The sequence below is a fragment of the Microbacterium sp. P5_B6 genome (assembly GCF_056400345.1).
In genome coordinates this window covers 64,143-80,537 of sequence record NZ_JBFULL010000013.1, presented here as the reverse complement: position 1 = coordinate 80,537, position 16,395 = coordinate 64,143, and the positions used below count along the sequence as shown (strand labels likewise).

13 protein-coding genes, 1 tRNA gene and 1 pseudogene are annotated in these 16,395 nt (G+C 68.7%); 5 read left to right on the top strand and 10 right to left on the bottom strand.

Translation table 11 applies throughout. From position 1 onward, the window contains the following. The 7 genes and pseudogenes from AC1DP3_RS15385 to AC1DP3_RS15355 form a co-directional block, all read right to left on the bottom strand. Nucleotides 1-195: pseudogene (locus AC1DP3_RS15385) on the bottom strand (hypothetical protein); the annotation flags it as partial. Between the two features lie 272 nt (nt 196-467). Beyond that, nucleotides 468-1,679, bottom strand: a complete 1,212-nt coding sequence (locus tag AC1DP3_RS15380) for a tyrosine-type recombinase/integrase (RefSeq protein ID WP_477294763.1) — start codon at nt 1,677-1,679, stop codon at nt 468-470. Between the two features lie 102 nt (nt 1,680-1,781). Further along, nucleotides 1,782-1,852: transfer RNA gene (locus AC1DP3_RS15375), tRNA-Gly, on the bottom strand. Nucleotides 1,853-1,930: 78 nt separating this feature from the next. Then, the gene (locus AC1DP3_RS15370) at nt 1,931-3,862 is read right to left on the bottom strand and encodes a glycoside hydrolase family 127 protein (protein WP_477294761.1); all 1,932 of its coding nucleotides are present in this window, start codon (nt 3,860-3,862) and stop codon (nt 1,931-1,933) included. Then, entirely contained in the window at nt 3,859-4,758 is a 900-nt protein-coding gene (locus AC1DP3_RS15365) for a carbohydrate ABC transporter permease (protein WP_477294759.1), read from the bottom strand. The genes AC1DP3_RS15370 and AC1DP3_RS15365 overlap by 4 nt, the downstream gene beginning before the upstream one ends. Nucleotides 4,759-4,760: 2 nt before the next feature. After that, nucleotides 4,761-5,684 (bottom strand): carbohydrate ABC transporter permease, encoded by a 924-nt coding sequence (locus AC1DP3_RS15360; protein ID WP_477294757.1) that lies wholly within the window; start codon nt 5,682-5,684, stop codon nt 4,761-4,763. Between the two features lie 100 nt (nt 5,685-5,784). Beyond that, entirely contained in the window at nt 5,785-7,080 is a 1,296-nt protein-coding gene (locus AC1DP3_RS15355; protein WP_477294755.1) for an ABC transporter substrate-binding protein, read from the bottom strand. Nucleotides 7,081-7,252: 172 nt separating this feature from the next. On the opposite strand from AC1DP3_RS15355, the gene AC1DP3_RS15350 reads away from it, so the two are divergent. Continuing rightward, nucleotides 7,253-8,278: a LacI family DNA-binding transcriptional regulator gene (locus AC1DP3_RS15350; protein WP_477294753.1), complete on the top strand. Its 1,026-nt coding sequence runs from the start codon at nt 7,253-7,255 to the stop codon at nt 8,276-8,278. A gap of 13 nt (nt 8,279-8,291) precedes the next feature. Here the strand turns inward: AC1DP3_RS15350 and AC1DP3_RS15345 are convergent, their stop codons facing one another. Then, the gene (locus AC1DP3_RS15345) at nt 8,292-9,176 is read right to left on the bottom strand and encodes an EamA family transporter (RefSeq protein WP_477294751.1); all 885 of its coding nucleotides are present in this window, start codon (nt 9,174-9,176) and stop codon (nt 8,292-8,294) included. Then, complete coding sequence (locus AC1DP3_RS15340; protein ID WP_477294750.1) at nt 9,173-10,360, bottom strand: serine hydrolase domain-containing protein; 1,188 nt, start codon at nt 10,358-10,360, stop codon at nt 9,173-9,175. Before AC1DP3_RS15340 ends, AC1DP3_RS15345 begins: the two co-directional genes overlap by 4 nt. Nucleotides 10,361-10,523: 163 nt before the next feature. On the opposite strand from AC1DP3_RS15340, the gene AC1DP3_RS15335 reads away from it, so the two are divergent. Then, nucleotides 10,524-10,835, top strand: a complete 312-nt coding sequence (locus tag AC1DP3_RS15335; protein ID WP_477294748.1) for a DUF2470 domain-containing protein — start codon at nt 10,524-10,526, stop codon at nt 10,833-10,835. Nucleotides 10,836-10,905: 70 nt separating this feature from the next. After that, nucleotides 10,906-11,559 (top strand): biliverdin-producing heme oxygenase, encoded by a 654-nt coding sequence (locus tag AC1DP3_RS15330; protein WP_477294746.1) that lies wholly within the window; start codon nt 10,906-10,908, stop codon nt 11,557-11,559. Nucleotides 11,560-11,685: 126 nt separating this feature from the next. Here the strand turns inward: AC1DP3_RS15330 and AC1DP3_RS15325 are convergent, their stop codons facing one another. Then, entirely contained in the window at nt 11,686-13,071 is a 1,386-nt protein-coding gene (locus AC1DP3_RS15325; protein WP_477294744.1) for an ATP-dependent DNA helicase, read from the bottom strand. 111 nt (nt 13,072-13,182) lie between these two features. Here AC1DP3_RS15325 and AC1DP3_RS15320 point away from each other — a divergent pair, with 111 nt between their 5' ends. Both AC1DP3_RS15320 and AC1DP3_RS15315 read left to right on the top strand, forming a co-directional pair. Further along, nucleotides 13,183-14,457: a hypothetical protein gene (locus AC1DP3_RS15320; protein ID WP_477294742.1), complete on the top strand. Its 1,275-nt coding sequence runs from the start codon at nt 13,183-13,185 to the stop codon at nt 14,455-14,457. Nucleotides 14,458-14,598: 141 nt separating this feature from the next. Beyond that, nucleotides 14,599-16,341, top strand: coding sequence for a SulP family inorganic anion transporter (locus tag AC1DP3_RS15315; RefSeq protein WP_477294741.1), 1,743 nt, complete (start codon nt 14,599-14,601; stop codon nt 16,339-16,341). Nucleotides 16,342-16,395 lie beyond the last annotated feature (54 nt).

The window sequence follows — 16,395 nt, the reverse complement described above, 5'->3', positions numbered from 1 at the left end:
CATTCCCCTAGCCTGCCGCGGCACCAGGCCGCGGTCGAGGTTGCCGCCGAACACCGCCTTGCGCCACTTGATCAGCTGCGCATACGTGAGGCCCCGCTCGCGCAGCCAGATCGCCTTCTGACCATGCGGCTGCAACTGATACTCATGCACAAGCTCGCGGATCTCCGCCGTCGTGAACCCCGGAGTAATCGACAACCCCGCCCTCCTCGCTGACCGTGAACTGACTCACAACCAGCCTGGCGAAGAGGGATAAGTGATGAACTCATCGAGTTCTTGTCCCTTCGTAGGGGCAAGAAACCCTGGTCATGCGAGGTTTTCTGTAGCAGGAGCGGGGCTTGAACCCGCGACCTCACGATTATGAGTCGCGTGATCAGTCGCGCAGCAAACCAGCATCCTCTGGTTGGATGTAGCTCCTTGGGGAGCACGGGAGCGATTACGAAAGAAGCCGGAGTCCGCGGATTCTAGGGTTATGGACTCGAGTTGACCCAGTCCGCGAGGTTCTCGACAGCAGCCCGACCCTCTCCCGTGAGCACATGACGATAGGGATCGGATGCTTCCGGAGTGGTGTGCCCGCTCACGCCGGAGAATGCCGCCCACGGGATGCCGGCGTGCTCCGAGAGGGTGACGTAGGAGTGTCGGAGCCAGTGAGTCGTGGCATCCGGCCTGTCCACATCAGCCTGGAGAAGGGCCGCGCGAAGGTCCTCGTTGTCTTCGGTGTTGGTCTTCGGTGAGCCATCCGTACGGGGCCACACCAGCTCGTGTGAATTCCATCCACCGTCGGAGGACGCGTGAGCGCGCAGCTGCTCGACCATCGCTCCGGTGAGCGGAATCTCACGCGCCACCGAGTTTTTCGGGCGCACCAGCACATGTCGCCCCTGGAGCGGCACCCACTCCAGGTCTGGTGCGAGCTCGAGCCGACGCTCGGGACACGCACCCGCGCGCGTTCGTCCGCATGAGCCGTCGCAGCCATGGGCGAACGTTCCATCAGTCAATGACCACGACAAGCTCGCCACACCCGTCGACAGATCAATGTCTTCCCAGCGCAGTGCGCGCGCCTCACCACTGCGCAGACCTGTCAGGAGAGCAAGAGTCCACCGCGCATCCGCGATCGCCAGCAGCGACTTCGCCTCGTCGCGCGTCAGGGAGGCACGCACTTTGCCTGGGCGCGTCCGCCGCGGGGGAGTGACTGCCGCGACGTTGTCGGCGATGATCCGCTCCGCCCGGCCGTACTCCAGGAGGCTGACGAGGGTGCGGTGCGCGCCGGCGACGGTCGAGTCCGCGACGCCGCGTCTGCGCATCGCGCTGTGCATGCGACGGATGTCCGCAGGGGTGAGGTCAGCAGCGATCCGATTCCCCAGCGTCGGAAGGACGCTCGCCTTCAACGCGGACCGGTAGTTGGCGAGCGTGTGCGGTCGGGCATGCTCGGACACGTCCTCGAGCCAGGACGCTGCGAGTTCGCGAACACGGGTGGACCGATCGAGGACGATCCCCATCGAGTCGCGCTCGCGCAACATGGTGTTCAACTTCTTGACCGCACCGTCCTTAGTCTTGGACATGCGAGCCTTCTGCAGCCGTGCGCCTGTCACCGGGTCGAAGCCGACGTCGACAACTGCGCGCCACATTTTGCGCGATTCGACCCAGTACAGGGCTCCCTGGCCGTGTTCGCGGCTCTTCGGCATGCGGAGAGGCTACCACCGCGGTGTACACATAGGTGTACACATAGCTGTGGCGTCACATGGCGTGCTGTGCTGAGACTTCCGCGGAATTCCGCGGTTTTTCGGAGGGGATGACGGGAATCGAACCCGCGCTATCAGCTTGGGAAGCTGAAGTTCTGCCATTGAACTACATCCCCGAAGTGCCTTTCGGCGCCCGGCCAGCATAACAGGGAGGGATGGCCGCACCGTTCGAAGGGCGGCGCTGCGGCCACACCTCAGACCGTCGGAATGAAGACCCGCATCGTAGAAGGGCCGCGCTGGGCCCAGTCGTGGTACGCCACCAGCGGCACTTCGAGGCCACCATGGGGCGCAGCATCCGTCGTCCCTCCATACGGCCATCCCGCCGTCGGGGCGGGCAAAGCGGCCAGCCGCACCCACACCCTCCCGTCGCGCTCGACCGGTGGGACGCTCGAGTCGAGCACGGCGCCCGCCACGTCGTGGAGCTCACCGCCGAGATCGACCGACTCCAGCGCGAGCACCTCGGGACCCCGCTCGATCGCGACGCAGCCGCGCACCGCGTCGATCCGCGCATCGGGTACCGATAAGCGTGGCGCCATCGGAAGCTGCAGCTCGACCACGTCCCCGTCCGCGAACGCCCGGCGAACATCGGCGGTCCCCGGTTCGACGCTGCGCTCCACCACCCCCTCGCGATCGATCATCCGCAGCCGCGCTCCCGCGGCCCACTCCGGCACGCGCAGGCTGAGCGTCCACTCCGACTCGGAGTCCCCCCGCACGGTCACACGCACGAGCCCGTCGTCGGGGTACCGCGTCTCGACATCGAGCGCGACCGCAGCGCCGCCCTCGAGGGTGGTGCGGATCTCGCTCGGCGCGTACTGGTGCACCTGGATGCCGTCGCCCGTCGCCGTCGCGACGTAGCCATCCAGGCTCGCGAACGTGCGGGCGACGTTCGGCGGGCAGCACGAGACCTCGAACCACGGCGCGCGCAGTGACGACGATGCCCGGGGCGAGGTCTCGTCCGAGGCAGCCGGGATGCCGGGCACCCGCTGATGGAGCGTGTTGGCGTAGTAGAAGGCGGTGCCCTCCGCGTCGGGCGAGGTGGCGATGACGTTGTAGAGGGTCCGCTCCACGAGGTCGGCGTACCGGGCATCCCCCTCGGCGAGCAGGAGCCGCCAGGCGAACATGATCGACCCCACGCCCGCGCACGTCTCGGAGTAGGCCCGATCGGCCGGCAGCTCCCAGTCGTCGCCGAAGGCTTCGTCCTGATGGTGCGAGCCCTGCCCGCCCGTGATGTACGTGCGGCGCCCGATGGTGCGCTCCCACTGACTGCGCAGGGCGCCCAGAAGCTCGTCGTCGCCGCTCTCGACGGCGACATCGACGGCCGCCGCAGAGAGGTAGTTCGCGCGGACGGCGTGCCCGCGCAGAACCTCGGCGGAGCGCACGGGAACGTCGTCCTGATAGTACGAACGGCCCCATTCGTGCTCGGCGAGGGTGCGTTCGCCGTGCCGCTCGACGAAAAGCCGAGCCTGTTCGCGGTACCTGTCGTTGCCCGTGAGGCGGGCGAGCTCAGCCAGGCCGGCCTCGACCTCGGCGTGGCCGCAGATCGACTCGATGCCCCCCTCGCCGAACACGTCGCACACGAGGTCTGCCGCGCGACGCGCGATGCCCAGCAGGTCGTCGTCGCCTCCCGGGCGGGTGCGCTCGCGCGCGACCGCGGCCTGGAAGAGGTGCCCCAGACAGTACAGCTCGTGGCCCCACTCCAGATTGCTCCAGCGCCCTGGCTGGCCGGGCCGGCCGAACCTGGTGTTGAGGTAGCCGTCCGGCTCCTGAGCCGCCGCCACCCGCCGCACGATTGCTCGGAATCGCTCCTCAAGCCCCGGATCGTCGGTGCGGCCGATCTCCCAGGCGAGCGCCTCGAGGTACTTGTAGACCTCCGAGTCCGAGAATTCGCGGCCGCGACGCCCGTCCGGCAGGCCCCCGGCCGCGGCGAGGTCGAAGTTCGGCAGCCACCCCTCGGATTCGAGCCGCGACTCGATGTGCGGGAGAGTCGCCGTGCCGTTCACCTGCTGGCGGCGGCCCCAGAAGCCCCCGGTGATCCGCACCTCTCGCTGTCCGAGCGGTCGCAGGGCACCGCGCGCGGGGACGACGGGGGTGGCGGGCGTGGTCGTCGAAGTCGAGGTCATCGTCATCCTTTGAAGGCACCGGACATGAAGCCGCGCACGTAGTGGCGCTGCAGAACAAGGAAGAGCACGATGCACGGGAGCGCCAGCACGACGACACCCGCTTCGGTCGCTCCGTAGTCGATGACACCCTGCACCTGCACCCGCAGGTTCGCGACCGCGAGGGGCAACGTCATCTTGTTGGTGTCGGTGATGAGGATCAGCGGCGCCATGAAGTCGTTCCACGCGGCGAGGAACGCGAACAGGCCCACCGTGATGAGCCCCGGCTTGACCGCGGGGACCAGCACCCGCCAGAGGGCACCGAAGGTCGAGCATCCGTCGACCATCGCAGCCTCGTCCATCTCGCGTGGGATGGATTCGAAGGAGATCCGCATCATGAACATCGAGAACGGGAGCTGGAACATCGTGAGGACGATGGCGACTCCGACCAGCGAATTGCTGAGGCCGACGGCGTTGAGGATGACGTAGAGCGGGATCAGCAGCGTCGCGTACGGGACCATCAGAATCGCCAGCGTGGTCAGGAACAGCAGGTTCTTGCCGGGGAACGAGAACCGCGCGAAGGCGTACCCGCCCAGCAGCGAGATCGTGAGGGTGAGCAGCACGGTCAGCAGCGAGACGAAGAGCGAGTTGCCGAGGTACACCCAGATCCCGGCCTGGTAGTTGGCCAGTGCGACGTAGTTGCCGAAGCCCCACCCGTCGGTCTGGCTCGTCCCCGCCCGCGGCTGGACGGACGTGATCGCCGTCCACACCAGCGGGTAGAGGAAGATGATGGCGAGCGCCGTCGTGAGCACCCAGTACGGGACTCCGAGAGCGATGCGGCCGGCGGCCGACCGGCCCCGGGATGCCGAGCCCGACGGCTCGACGCGGATGACGTCGGTCGGGGTGAAGGTCTGCGGTGTCGCCATGCTCAGGCCTCCTCGGGACGGCGGAACGCGCGGAGCTGGAAGATGTTGATCGCGATGAGCGCGAGCAGCACGATGACCGAGAGCGCCGCGGCGACGCCCAGGTCGTTCTGGCCCTGGAACGCGACGTTGTAGATCAACTGGACGATCGTCATGGTGCTGTTGTCGGGCCCGCCCTTGGTGAGGATGTAGAACTGCTCGAACGCGAGGAGCGACCCGGTGACGCAGAGGACGATGGTCAGCGCGAACGTCGGCCGCAGGAGCGGAAGCGTGATGTCACGGAACGTCTGCCACCGCGAGGCGCCGTCGATGCGGGCGGCTTCGTAGATGTCGTCCGGGATGCCCTGGAGTCCCACGAGCATGAGCAGCATGTAGAACCCGGCGTAGCGCCATACCACGAGGAAGACCGTCGACCACAGGGCTCCCTCGGGCGTGCCGAGGAACGTGAATCCCCACGCCTGCATGAGGTCGGCGAAGGGACCCGCGTAKGGCGAGTAGAGCACGTAGAAGAGGAGGGATGCCGAGGCCAGGCCCAGCGCGCTCGGCACGAGGAACGACGTGCGCAGGAACGCCTTCCAGCGCGTCGACTCCTGCACCAGCATCGCGAGCCCGAGGCCCAGCCCGACCAGGAGCACCGTCGTGATGAGCGTGTACTTCAGTGTGAACGCGATGGAGTCCCAGAACAGCCGGTGGTCGACGGCATCCACGTAGTTCTCGGGGAAATTGGGGCCCTGGTAGCCGCTCAGGAGCGGCCAGTCGGACGCCGACATGCGCAGCACGAGGCCCAGCGGAACGAGGAAGACGAAGATCACGAACGCCGCGGTGGGGAGGGCGTAGGTCCATCCGCGCAGCGCCTCACGGCGCGCTCGTCGGGTACGGTGCGGACGCGTGGCCCGGGCGGGCGGGGCGGCGATGGTGTCGGCGACCATGCGGGTCTCGGTCTCTCTCGTCGATGGGTCGGAGGGTGGCGGGATGCGGCATCCCGCCACCCTCGTTCTCTCTGCATTGAGCGGGCCTGTGCCCCCTCGGTCACTGCTGAAGGATCTCCGTGATCCCCTCGTTGTCGGCGTCGACGGTGTCGCTGCCGTCGAGGACAGCGTTGCGCACGAGGGTGAGCCACGGGCTGCCGGGCGCATTGAACGCCTGCTGGAAGTTCAGCGCGACCGGGGTGTCACCGTTGCCGGCCACCTCGTTGATCGTGACGAGCCGGGGGTCCTTCTCGGAGTACTTGTTGTTGGCGAGGTCGGACCGCGAGACCACGTCGTTGTCCTTCGCGAGCACCTCGACCTGCGCGTCCTCCGACATCATCCAGCTGAGGAAGTTCCAGGCCTGTGCGGCCTTCTTCGAGTCCTTCGAGACGCCGATGCCATCGCCGCCGACGAACGTCGATCCCCCGCCCTTCGGGCCGGGAATGCCGGCGACGCCCACGTCGAACGGGGTCGACGAGAGCAGCGTGGCGGGATAGAACATGAGCCCGACGTTGCCCTCGGTGAAGCCKGCGGTCCAGGTCGGCCCTGCCTCGTCCTGCGAGCTCGGCAGCACGGCACCCGACTCCCAGAGGTCGTTCCAGGTGGAGTAGACCTCCTTGGCGGTGTCGCTCGCCAGCAGCGACTCGGTTCCGTCGTCGCTCAGCACTTCCTCGCCATCGGCCCACACGCTCGGGAACCACGTGAAGACGAGGCATCCGCCGCAGTTGAGGCCCGTCGCCGTTCCGTAGACGCCATCCTTGCCCAGCGCCTGAATGGCCTTCGCGTCTGCCGCGAACTCGGCGAGGTCGGCGGGCGCCTTCTCAGGGTCGAGGCCCGCCTCGGTGAACAGGTCCTTGTTCCAGAAGAGCATCGACAGGTCGAGCACGAACGGGAGCACATGCTCCTTGCCGTCGCTCGTTCCGGCGGCGAGGTGTCCCTGGTTGATCGAGTCCTTGAAGTCGAGGCCGTCGATCTGCGCGGAGATGTCCTGGAAGAGGCCCTGCTCGACCCAGTTCGGCACATAGACGATGTCGGCCGCGAACAGGTCGGGGAGTCCGCTGGCTCCGGCGGCTGCGCCGACTTTGGCCACGTAGTCGTCGTTGGGGACCACGGTGAGCTCGACCTGGTTCTCGTGGCTGGCGTTGTACGCGTCGACCAGCAGGTTGGCCTGCTTCTCGAGCGGTGCGCGCGTCCAGAGTGTGAGCGTCGAGCCGTCATCCACCCCGTCCGGACCGATCGACTCGGCGGGCGCAGGGGTGTCTCCACTCGAGCAGGCGGCGAGCCCGCCGATGAGCGCCCCGGTCGCGACGATCGCCGTCAATGCGCGCAGTGCGCGCCGGCGTCGCAGATTGGTCATGCTGTCTCCTCTTGCTCTTCATCGAGCGGATGCCGGTATCGGGCCGATCGAACCGCACTGTGCATGGATGCCCGGACTTCGAAACAACCGAAACCCATTTCGGAACGGTATCCTGACTCTCAGCCGTCAGTCAAGACAGCAATCCGATAACGTTTCCGAAACGGGAGGGCAGATGCTCGCGAACGACGGCGCGTCACGGACGGCGACTCTCAGCGACGTCGCGCGGCTTGCGGGCGTCTCGATCGCCACGGCCTCCAAGGCGCTGAACGGACGCGAGGACGTCGCCTCCACCACTCGCAAGCGCGTGCTCCAGGCAGCCGAGAGCCTGTCCTTCACCCCGAACGCGATGGCCCGAGGGCTGCTCGCCGGCCGGACGAGCACCGTCGGTCTCCTGACCAGCGATCTCGAGGGCCGGTTCATGCTGCCGATCCTGATGGGCGCCGAGGATGCCTTCGGAGCGGGCCAGGTCAATGTCTTCCTGTGCGACGCGCGCGGCGACGCGATTCGCGAGCAGCACCACCTCAAGGCACTGCTGAGCCGCCGGGTGGACGGCATCATCGTCGTCGGTCGGCAGACCGACCCGAGGCCGTCGCTCGGCCAGGAGTTCCCCGTACCGGTCGTGTATGCCTATGCGCCGTCGGATGACCCCCGCGACCTGTCCCTGACCCCCGACAACTACGCGGGCGGGCGCCTGGCGATCGAGCACCTCATCGCCTGCGGCCGCACGCGGATCGCCCACATCTCCGGCGATCCTGCCTACGCGGCCGCGCAGGACCGGCTGGCGGGGGCGCGTGCCGCCCTCGAGAGCGCAGGGCTCGCACTGGTCGGCGAGCCGATGTTCTCGGTCTGGTCAGAGCCGTGGGGACGCGATGCGGCCGCGATGCTGCTGGGCCGGCATCCCGAGATCGATGCGATCTTCTGCGGCTCCGACCAGATCGCACGCGGCGTCCTTGACACCGCCCGCGATCTGGACCGTCGCGTGCCCGACGACCTGGCGGTCATCGGATACGACAACTGGGAAGTCCTCGCGACGAACGCCCGGCCCGAGCTCACGAGCATCGACGCCAACCTGCAGCAGCTCGGCAGGCACGCCGCGCAGCGGGTCTTCGACGCGATCGACGGGGTCGACATCGGAGAGGGCACCCATCACCTGCCCGTCCGGCTCGTCATCCGCGGTTCGACGATCGCTCGTCGCTGACGAATCACCGGTCTCAGGCCAGCGGTTCCGCCGTCTCGCGGGTGGCGCGCTGCGAAGACCGCACCGCGCCGATGCTCGCGAAGATCACCAGCGCGATACCCGCGATCTCGAGCACGGAGAGTCGCTGTCCGAGCAGCAGCCAGCCGGCGAGCGCGGCGGTCGCCGGTGCGAGGCTCATCAGGATCGCGAACGCGGATGCCGCCAGCCGGCGCAGGGCGATGAGCTCCAGGGCGTAGGGAATCGTCGAGGACAGCACCGCGACCGCCGCACCGAGCGCCAGGATCTGTGGCTGCAGCAGCGCCCCACCGGCCGAGACGATCCCGAAGGGCAGTGCGACGAGCGCCCCGACGGTCATCGCGAGGGCGAGGCCGTCGAGCTTGGGGAACTCCTGCCCCACCCGCGCCGAGGCGAGGATGTAGAACGCCCAGCTCGCCGCGGCGCCGAGCGCGAACAGCACTCCGAGGGGGTCGAGCGTCTCCCATCCGCCGCCGCCGAGGGCGAGGACACCGACGAAGGCCACCCCGGCCCAGATCCAGGCCGAGGCACGCCGGGCGGCCACGATCGACAAGACGAGAGGCCCGAGCACCTCGATCGTGACCGTCACGCCGAGCGGCAGGCGCTCCAGGGCGAGATAGAACAGCCCATTCATGACGGCGAGCACCAGGCCGAAAGCCACGACGGCTGTCCAGCCGTCGCGGGAGTGCCCCCGCACAGCCGGGCGGGTGATGAGCAGCAGGATGACGGCGGAGAACACCAGGCGCAGCATCACCATGCCGAGCGGCCCGACCTGCGGAAACAGGAGCACGGCGAAGGAGGCGCCGACCTCCTGGCAGGCAAGGCCGGCAATGACGAGGAGTACGGCGGGAGTCTGACCCCCGCGGCCGACAGCGGTCGTCACGGAATGGGGCAGATCGCGGCGCTCGTGATGGCGTCGTGGTACTGCTGCGCCGTCCACGGCAGGCCCGCCTCAGGGGCGGTCTCACCGGAGGCGGCGGGGGCCTTGGATGCAAGTGCCGCCAGCTCCCAGGCCAGGTCGAGGGCAGGAGTCGCTCCGGCGCCCGAGTTGTTGAGCGCCACCGCCACGGTCAGACCTGAGGACGGGTCGGCGAACGCCGCCGTCGCATAGCCCGGGACGGAGCCGTACTGACCGAGGAGAGACCCCGCCTGATAGACCCCGCCGCTCACCGTGAACCAGGAGGGAGCGCCGTCGTACGCAGGCAGTGCACCGGCCATCCGGTCGGCACTCGACGGCACCAGGGCGCCGGTCGCGAGCGCCTGCGCGTAGCGGCCGAGGTCGTGGATGTCGGTGACGACGCCCGCATCCGTGAAGCCCGTGGAGGCCGACAGCTGCGTGATGTCGAGGGGCGCAGCGCAGTTCGCCGCGCCGGCGGCATCGCGCTGGGAGAGGTACCCCGGAAGCATGGAGGAGGGGAACTTCTCGCCGCCAGCGGGCAGCTCGGTCGCTGTGAGCGCGAGCGGACCGGCGATGTACTCATCGATGAGCTGAGACGCTTTCATCCCCGACGCGTGCTCGAGTGCCACTCCGAGCAGCACATAGCTCGCGTCCGAGTCGCGGTACGCCCCTCCGGGCTCGCTCCGCCCCACTCCGAGGCCGTAGCTGGAAAGCTCCCGAGGGTTCCAGACACGGTCGGGATTGGTGAGCCACGTCGCCAGCAGCTGGCCGGAGTACGTCCCGATGCCGGCTGTGCCGTCGCACAGCTGCCCGAGGGTCACCTCGCTGAGGTCGGCGACTCCCGAGACGTAATCGGTGACCGGATCGTCGAGCGAGACCGTGCCCCGCGCCACCATCAGGTACAGAAGATCGCAGGTCATCGCGCGCGTGATCTGTGCCGCCTTGAAGGGCTGGTCGACCGAGACGGCCGCTCCTGCCCCTGCTGGCTGCTCGGTGCCGACGCCCGCAACCCAGGCACCGCTCCACGGCGCCCAGACTCCGACGACGGCACCCGGTGAGCCGGTGGCGGCCATCGCGTGCGTGACAGCGCCCTGCAGCTGCTCGACAAGTTCGGCAGGGAAGTCAGCGTCGGTCTGCGGAGGAAGATCGACCGTCGCGGCCGATGGCACTGAGCAGGCCGCGAGAGCGAGGGCGACGACTACCGCGCACGCCGCTGCGCCGCTTGCGCGGCGAAGGCGGCGATGGTGCCTCAACTCTCACCCCCCGATGATCGTTCATAGATTCAAACACACCGCGCCGCTTCCGCCGGCGTCCGCTCCCTACCCTTGACAGATGACCTTTCGATTCGACCAAGACGTGGTGGCCGCCGTCCTCCGGCACATGAACGACGATCATGTCGGCGACAACCTCCTCATCGCCCGCGCCTTCTCGCCCGCATCCGATCTCGTCGCGGCGACGATGACCGGGTTCGACGGAGACGGCGGCGATTGGCTGGCCGAAGGAGCCGACGGCGACCCTCTGGAGGTGCGCGTCCCCTGGCAGGGCGGACCCATCACCGAGCGGGCCGCGGTGCGCCGCGAAGTGGTGGCGCTGTACGACGAGGCGTGCCGCCGGCTCGAGGTGACGCCGCGCGAACACGACTGAGCGGCCCCGCGGGCCGGCGCGTGCCTACCGCGAACTTAGGCCGCCCTTACCTTGAGCTAGTATGAAGGTCATGAGCGACCTCGTCCCGTTCTCCACCGCCCTCCGTGAGCGATCGAGCTCAGCGCATTCCACCAGCGAGCACGCCGGCTTCATGGCCGACCTGGTCAAGGGCGAGGGCACGCGCGACGACTACGTCGCCCTGGTGGCCCAGCACTGGTTCATCTACGACGCACTCGAGGCGGCGGCCGAGCGGATGCGGCGCGATCCGGTGGCTTCCGTCTTCATCAGCGACGGCCTGACGCGCCTGCCCGCACTCGAACTCGACCTGGAGTTCCTGATCGGCACCGATTGGCGCCAGCGGATCGTCGCGCTCCCGACCACCCGACGGTATGTCGATCGCATCAACCAGGTCGCCTCCACCTGGGTCGGCGGCTTCGTCGCGCACCACTACACGCGGTACCTCGGCGACCTCTCAGGCGGTCAGTACATCGGCCGGCTCATGGCCCGCCGCTTCGGCTTCGAGACGAACGGCATCGGCTTCTACCTCTTCGCCGACATCGCCGACCCGAAGGCGTTCAAAGAGGTCTACCGCGAGCAGCTCGATGCCGCCCCGTGGGATGCCGCCGAGCAGGCCCGGGTCATCGACGAGGTGCTGCTGGCCTACCGCTTCAACACCGAGCTGTTCGAAGACCTCGCCGCCGCGAAGGCCGCCGACGTCGCCTGACCCTCCCCCGGGACTCGCGAACCCATGAAGTAGCGCCGAACCCATGAGTTGTTCCGCATGGTTTCGGCAACAATTCATGGGTTCGCGAGTCCCCAGGCCGGGGGCGCGGGGCGCGAGCGGGGCGGATCAGGATGCCGCAGGCCGGCGCACCGCCGACGCCATGAACCGCCGCACATCAGGGTCCACGCGGATGTCGCTCGGGCGCAGCGGCCGCGACAGATACAGACCCTCGAGCGACGTGAGGCGCGACAGCGCGACATAGGTCTGCCCCGGGGCGAAGGCGCCCGAGCCCAGATCGATGATCGCCCGGTCGTAGGTCTTTCCCTGCGACTTGTGGATCGTCACGGCCCACGCGAGCCGGAGCGGGAACTGGGTGAATTCCGCGACGACATCCCGTGACAGCGACTTCGAGCCCGGATCGTACGAGTAGCGAAACCTCTCCCACACCGCAGGCTCGACGTCGACCTCGTTCCCCTCGACCTCGACCCGCACGGAGCCGCCCGCGATGCGGGTCACCGTCCCGATCGTGCCGTTCACCCAGCGCGGCGGCTCGCCGAACGATCCGACGTCGTTGCGGAGGAACATCACCTGGGCCCCGACCTTGAGCTTGAGCTCCGCATCGGCGGGGTAAGCGGCATCCCCCCGCCCGAAGTCGCCGCTGATCTCAGCCATCGCCGTCTGCGATCGCCCGGTGAGCGCGTCGAGGTGCCGGGCGTTGATGCTGTTGACGATGTCATTGCGGGTGGCGAGCGTGATGATCGGCGCCTCACCCTCCACCGATGCGGGCGGGGTGCGCGCGCCCGTCTCGTTGAGCATCTGCGCGATGTCCGCCGTCACGATCCCATGCCGCACGGCGTTGAGCATCGCCTTGAAGCCCGGGTCCGCCTGCCGGTGGATATCGACCAGCTCGCGGATGTTGAGGGCCGCGCCGAATGGCCCGAGCTCCGCGAAGCCCTCGAGCGATGGAGCATCCGCCACGGCGGCCTGCGTGCCGGCCCAGACCTTCGCGTCGAAGAACCAGAACGACCGGTAGTGGTCGCGCACGTAGCGCAGCTCCTCGCCTCTCGGCGGAACCGGCGCCAGTTGATAGGGATCGCCGAACATCACGATCTGAGCTCCTCCGAAGGGCTCGGAGCGTCGACCCCTCGCGACACGCAGGGCGCGGTCGATCGCGTCCATGAGGTCGGCGTTGACCATTGAGATCTCGTCGATCACGAGGGTGTCGATCGTGTTGAGCAGCTTGCGGGTCGCATCGGACTGGGGCTCATCGTGAGAGCCGATGATCCCGAGGGGCAGCTTGAACAGCGAGTGGATCGTCTGGCCCTCGACATTGAGCGCCGCAACCCCGGTCGGGGCGCACACCGCGATCTGCTTGGAGGTGTTCCACGCCAGGTGCTGCAGGAGCGTCGACTTGCCTGTGCCGGCCCGTCCGGTGACGAAGACGTGCTCCCGCGTGTCTTCGATGAGCCGGAACAGCGCCTCCTGCTCGGGGGACAGTGGCGGCGCGATCACCGATTCATGCTAACGACCGGATGCCGCGGCCCGTCGTCGCCGTGCACGGTGAGCCCGTCTCACGCCGTCACGCACAGGACTCTCTGGGCCGCGTTTTCCTAGACTGATCGCGTGGATCGGGGGGCGCTGGACACGACGCCCGGCGGCACTCAGGTGCCACCGGGTCTGCCGGCGAGCCCAGCGACGGCGCGCGACCCGGCCGATGCGCCGGCTGCGGACGCCGGGAGCGCGGCGACCGCGGGCGGGCCGAGCCAGCCCCCGGCGGCGGCGACTGCCGAGCCCGCCGACGCCTCCACCCCCGGCATCCCGCCCCCTCCTCCCCAGGGTTCCGGTACTCCGGCGCCCCGGCGACGCCGCGGCTCGCTCGCGCTGGATCTGACGCTCCTCGGAATCGTCGGCGTGCTCCTCGCCGGTGCTGCCTTCGCCGGAGCCCAGCTGCTGTACCGCGAGTTCTACAGCCCCACCGCCTTCGTCGAGCGCTACCTCGCCATGCTGGCGAACGGACGCACGGGCGATGCACTCGCGGTCCCGGGGGTCTCGGTCGATTCCGCCGAGCTCGAGGCGGCGGGCCTCCCGGCTTCGGCGTCCGATGCCCTCCTGCGCAGCGCGGCCCTCGTGGCCCTGAGCGGCGTGAAGGTGGTCTCCGAGACCACGGACGGCGCGACGACCGAGGTGACGGTCGAGTACAAAGCGGGACCCCACCCGGGTCGCACGACCTTCGACATCGAGAGCGACGGCCAGATCGGCCTGGCACCGACGTGGCGCTTCGCCCGGAGCCCGCTCGCCGTCCTCGACCTCACCGTCCTCGGCTCCATGAGCTTCGAGGTCAACGGCTTCGAGATCGACAAGCGGCAGATCTCTCCCGAGGGAGCGGATGCCGATCCTCTTGCCGCCATGCCCCTCCTCGTCTTCTCCCCCGGCCTCTACTCCGTCGCGGTCGACACCCCGATCTCGGCGACTCCCGGCGTCGCGGTGCTCTCGGACACTCCGCTGCACGCGACGAAGGTGAACGTCCAGGCGGAGGCGACGGAGGAGTTCGTCGGCGTGGTGCAGGAGCGCGTCGAGGGCTTCCTCTCCGAGTGCGCGACGCAGGACGTCCTTCTGCCGTCCGGGTGCCCGTTCGGCTTCCCCGTCGAGGATCGCATCGCCTCCACGCCGCAGTGGTCGATCATCCAGCAGCCCACCGTGTCGGTCGAGCCCGATGGTGCCAACTGGAAGATTCCTGCGGTCGATGCCCTCGCGCACATCGAGGTCGACATCCGCTCGCTCTTCGACGGCTCGGTCCGACAGGTCAGCGAAGACGTGCCGTTCCGCATGACGGGCGCCATCACTGTGCTGCCCGACGGCAGCGCCTCCATCCTCATCGGCGGTCCCGACACGCGCTGAACCCGTTGTGCACGCGTTCAGAACCCGCGCGGGGGCGGTGATCGCTCCTCGCCCACCGGGGATGATCGGGAAGGCGACGGATGCCGCTCCTCTGCCTGCCGAGACCGGCCGTCCGTCAAGATGTGTCCGGGAGGAGCATGCATGGAACCTCAGGGGATCACACGATGGGTGCCCGGACTCGGCGTCGCCCGGCAGTACAAGCGCTCGTGGCTGTGGCCCGACGTGCGCGCCGGGATGGTCGTCACCGCGCTGCTCATCCCGGCCGGCATGGGCTACGCCGAAGTCGCCGGCCTGCCGCCTGAGACCGGTCTCTATGCGACGATCGTGCCGCTCATCGCCTATGCGATCTTCGGCCCCTCCCGCATCCTGGTCCTGGGTCCTGACTCGTCACTGGCCCCCATCATCGCCGCCGCGATCCTGCCGCTCGCACTCGCGGACGGGCAGCGCGCCGTGGCGTTGGCGGGTCTCCTCGCGATCATGGTGGGAGCGTTGCTGCTGCTGGGCGGCATCCTGCGGCTCGGCTTCGTGACCGACCTGCTGTCGAAGCCGATCCGGGTCGGCTATCTCAACGCGATCGCTCTTCTCGTGATCGTGTCGCAGATCCCCAAGCTGCTGGGCTTCTCGATCGACGCCGACGGCGTCTGGCCCGAGATCGTCGCCATCGTCCAGAGCATCCTGGCGGGTGAGGCCCTGCCGCTGGCGGTGGCCTTCGGAGTCGCGTCGCTCGTCATCATCTTCGTGCTCAAGTGGCTGAAGTCTCCGGTGCCGGGCGTGCTCGTCGTCGTCGTCCTGTCGATGATCGTGACGGCGGTGTTCGGGCTGGCGGACGCGCTTCCGGTCGTCGGGGCGCTGCCTCAGGGCCTTCCCGCTCCCGCGCTCCAAGGCCTCACCTGGAGCGACGTCGCCGCCCTCGCCGGCCCCGCCGCAGGGATCGCGCTCGTCGCGTTCACCGACAGCGCCGTGCTGTCGCGCACGTTCGCGGCACGGCGCGGCGAGGATGTCAGCGGCAGCCAGGAGATGAGCGGCATCGGCATCGCGAACATCGCCGGAGGCCTCCTCGGGGGATTCCCCGTCTCGGCCTCGTCCTCGCGCACGCCGGTCGCAGAGCAGGCGGGATCCCGATCGCAGCTGACGGGAGTCGTCGGAGCGCTGCTGATTCTGGCGTTCATCCTGCTCGCACCGGGCCTCACCGCGTTCCTCCCCTCCGCGACGCTCGCGGCTGTCGTCATGGCCGCGGCCACCAGCCTCATCGACGTCCGCGGCTTCCGGGTGCTCTGGCGCATGGACAAGCTCGATGCGGGGCTGTCGCTCGCCGCGTTCCTCGGTGTGCTCATCTTCGGCGTGCTCGAGGGCATCGTCGTGACGATCATGCTGTCGCTCCTCGCCGTCATCAGCCGATCCTGGCGTCCGTACCGCGCCGAGCTGGGCCGCGTCCCCGGACTCCGCGGATACCACGACCTCTCGCGGTATCCGGATGACGGCGAACGGCTGCCCGGCATCGTCATCGTGCGGTTCGACGCCCCGCTGTTCTTCGCCAACGGAGCGAGCTTCGACGATTGGGTGCGCTCGAGAGTCCGGGCGGCCGGGTCGGACGTCCGCACCGTGATCCTCGCCGCTGAGCCGATCACCGACATCGACACGACGGCGATCGACGAGCTCGTCGAACTCGACGAATACCTCCAGGTGCACGGCATCCGGCTGATCATCGCCGAGATGAAGGACCCGGTGATCGACACTCTCCGTCAGTACGGGATGGGCGACCGCTTCAGTCCGGACCGCTTCGCACCCACCGTCGGTGCGGCCGTGGACGAACTCACCGGATCGCTTCGCGGCGACCTCGACGGCACCAAATGGGATGGCGCGGCCCCCGCCGACCCCGAATAGCGGTGACGCTCATGGGCCGCGAGTCCCGAAAGCTGGGCGAGCCGATACACCTTG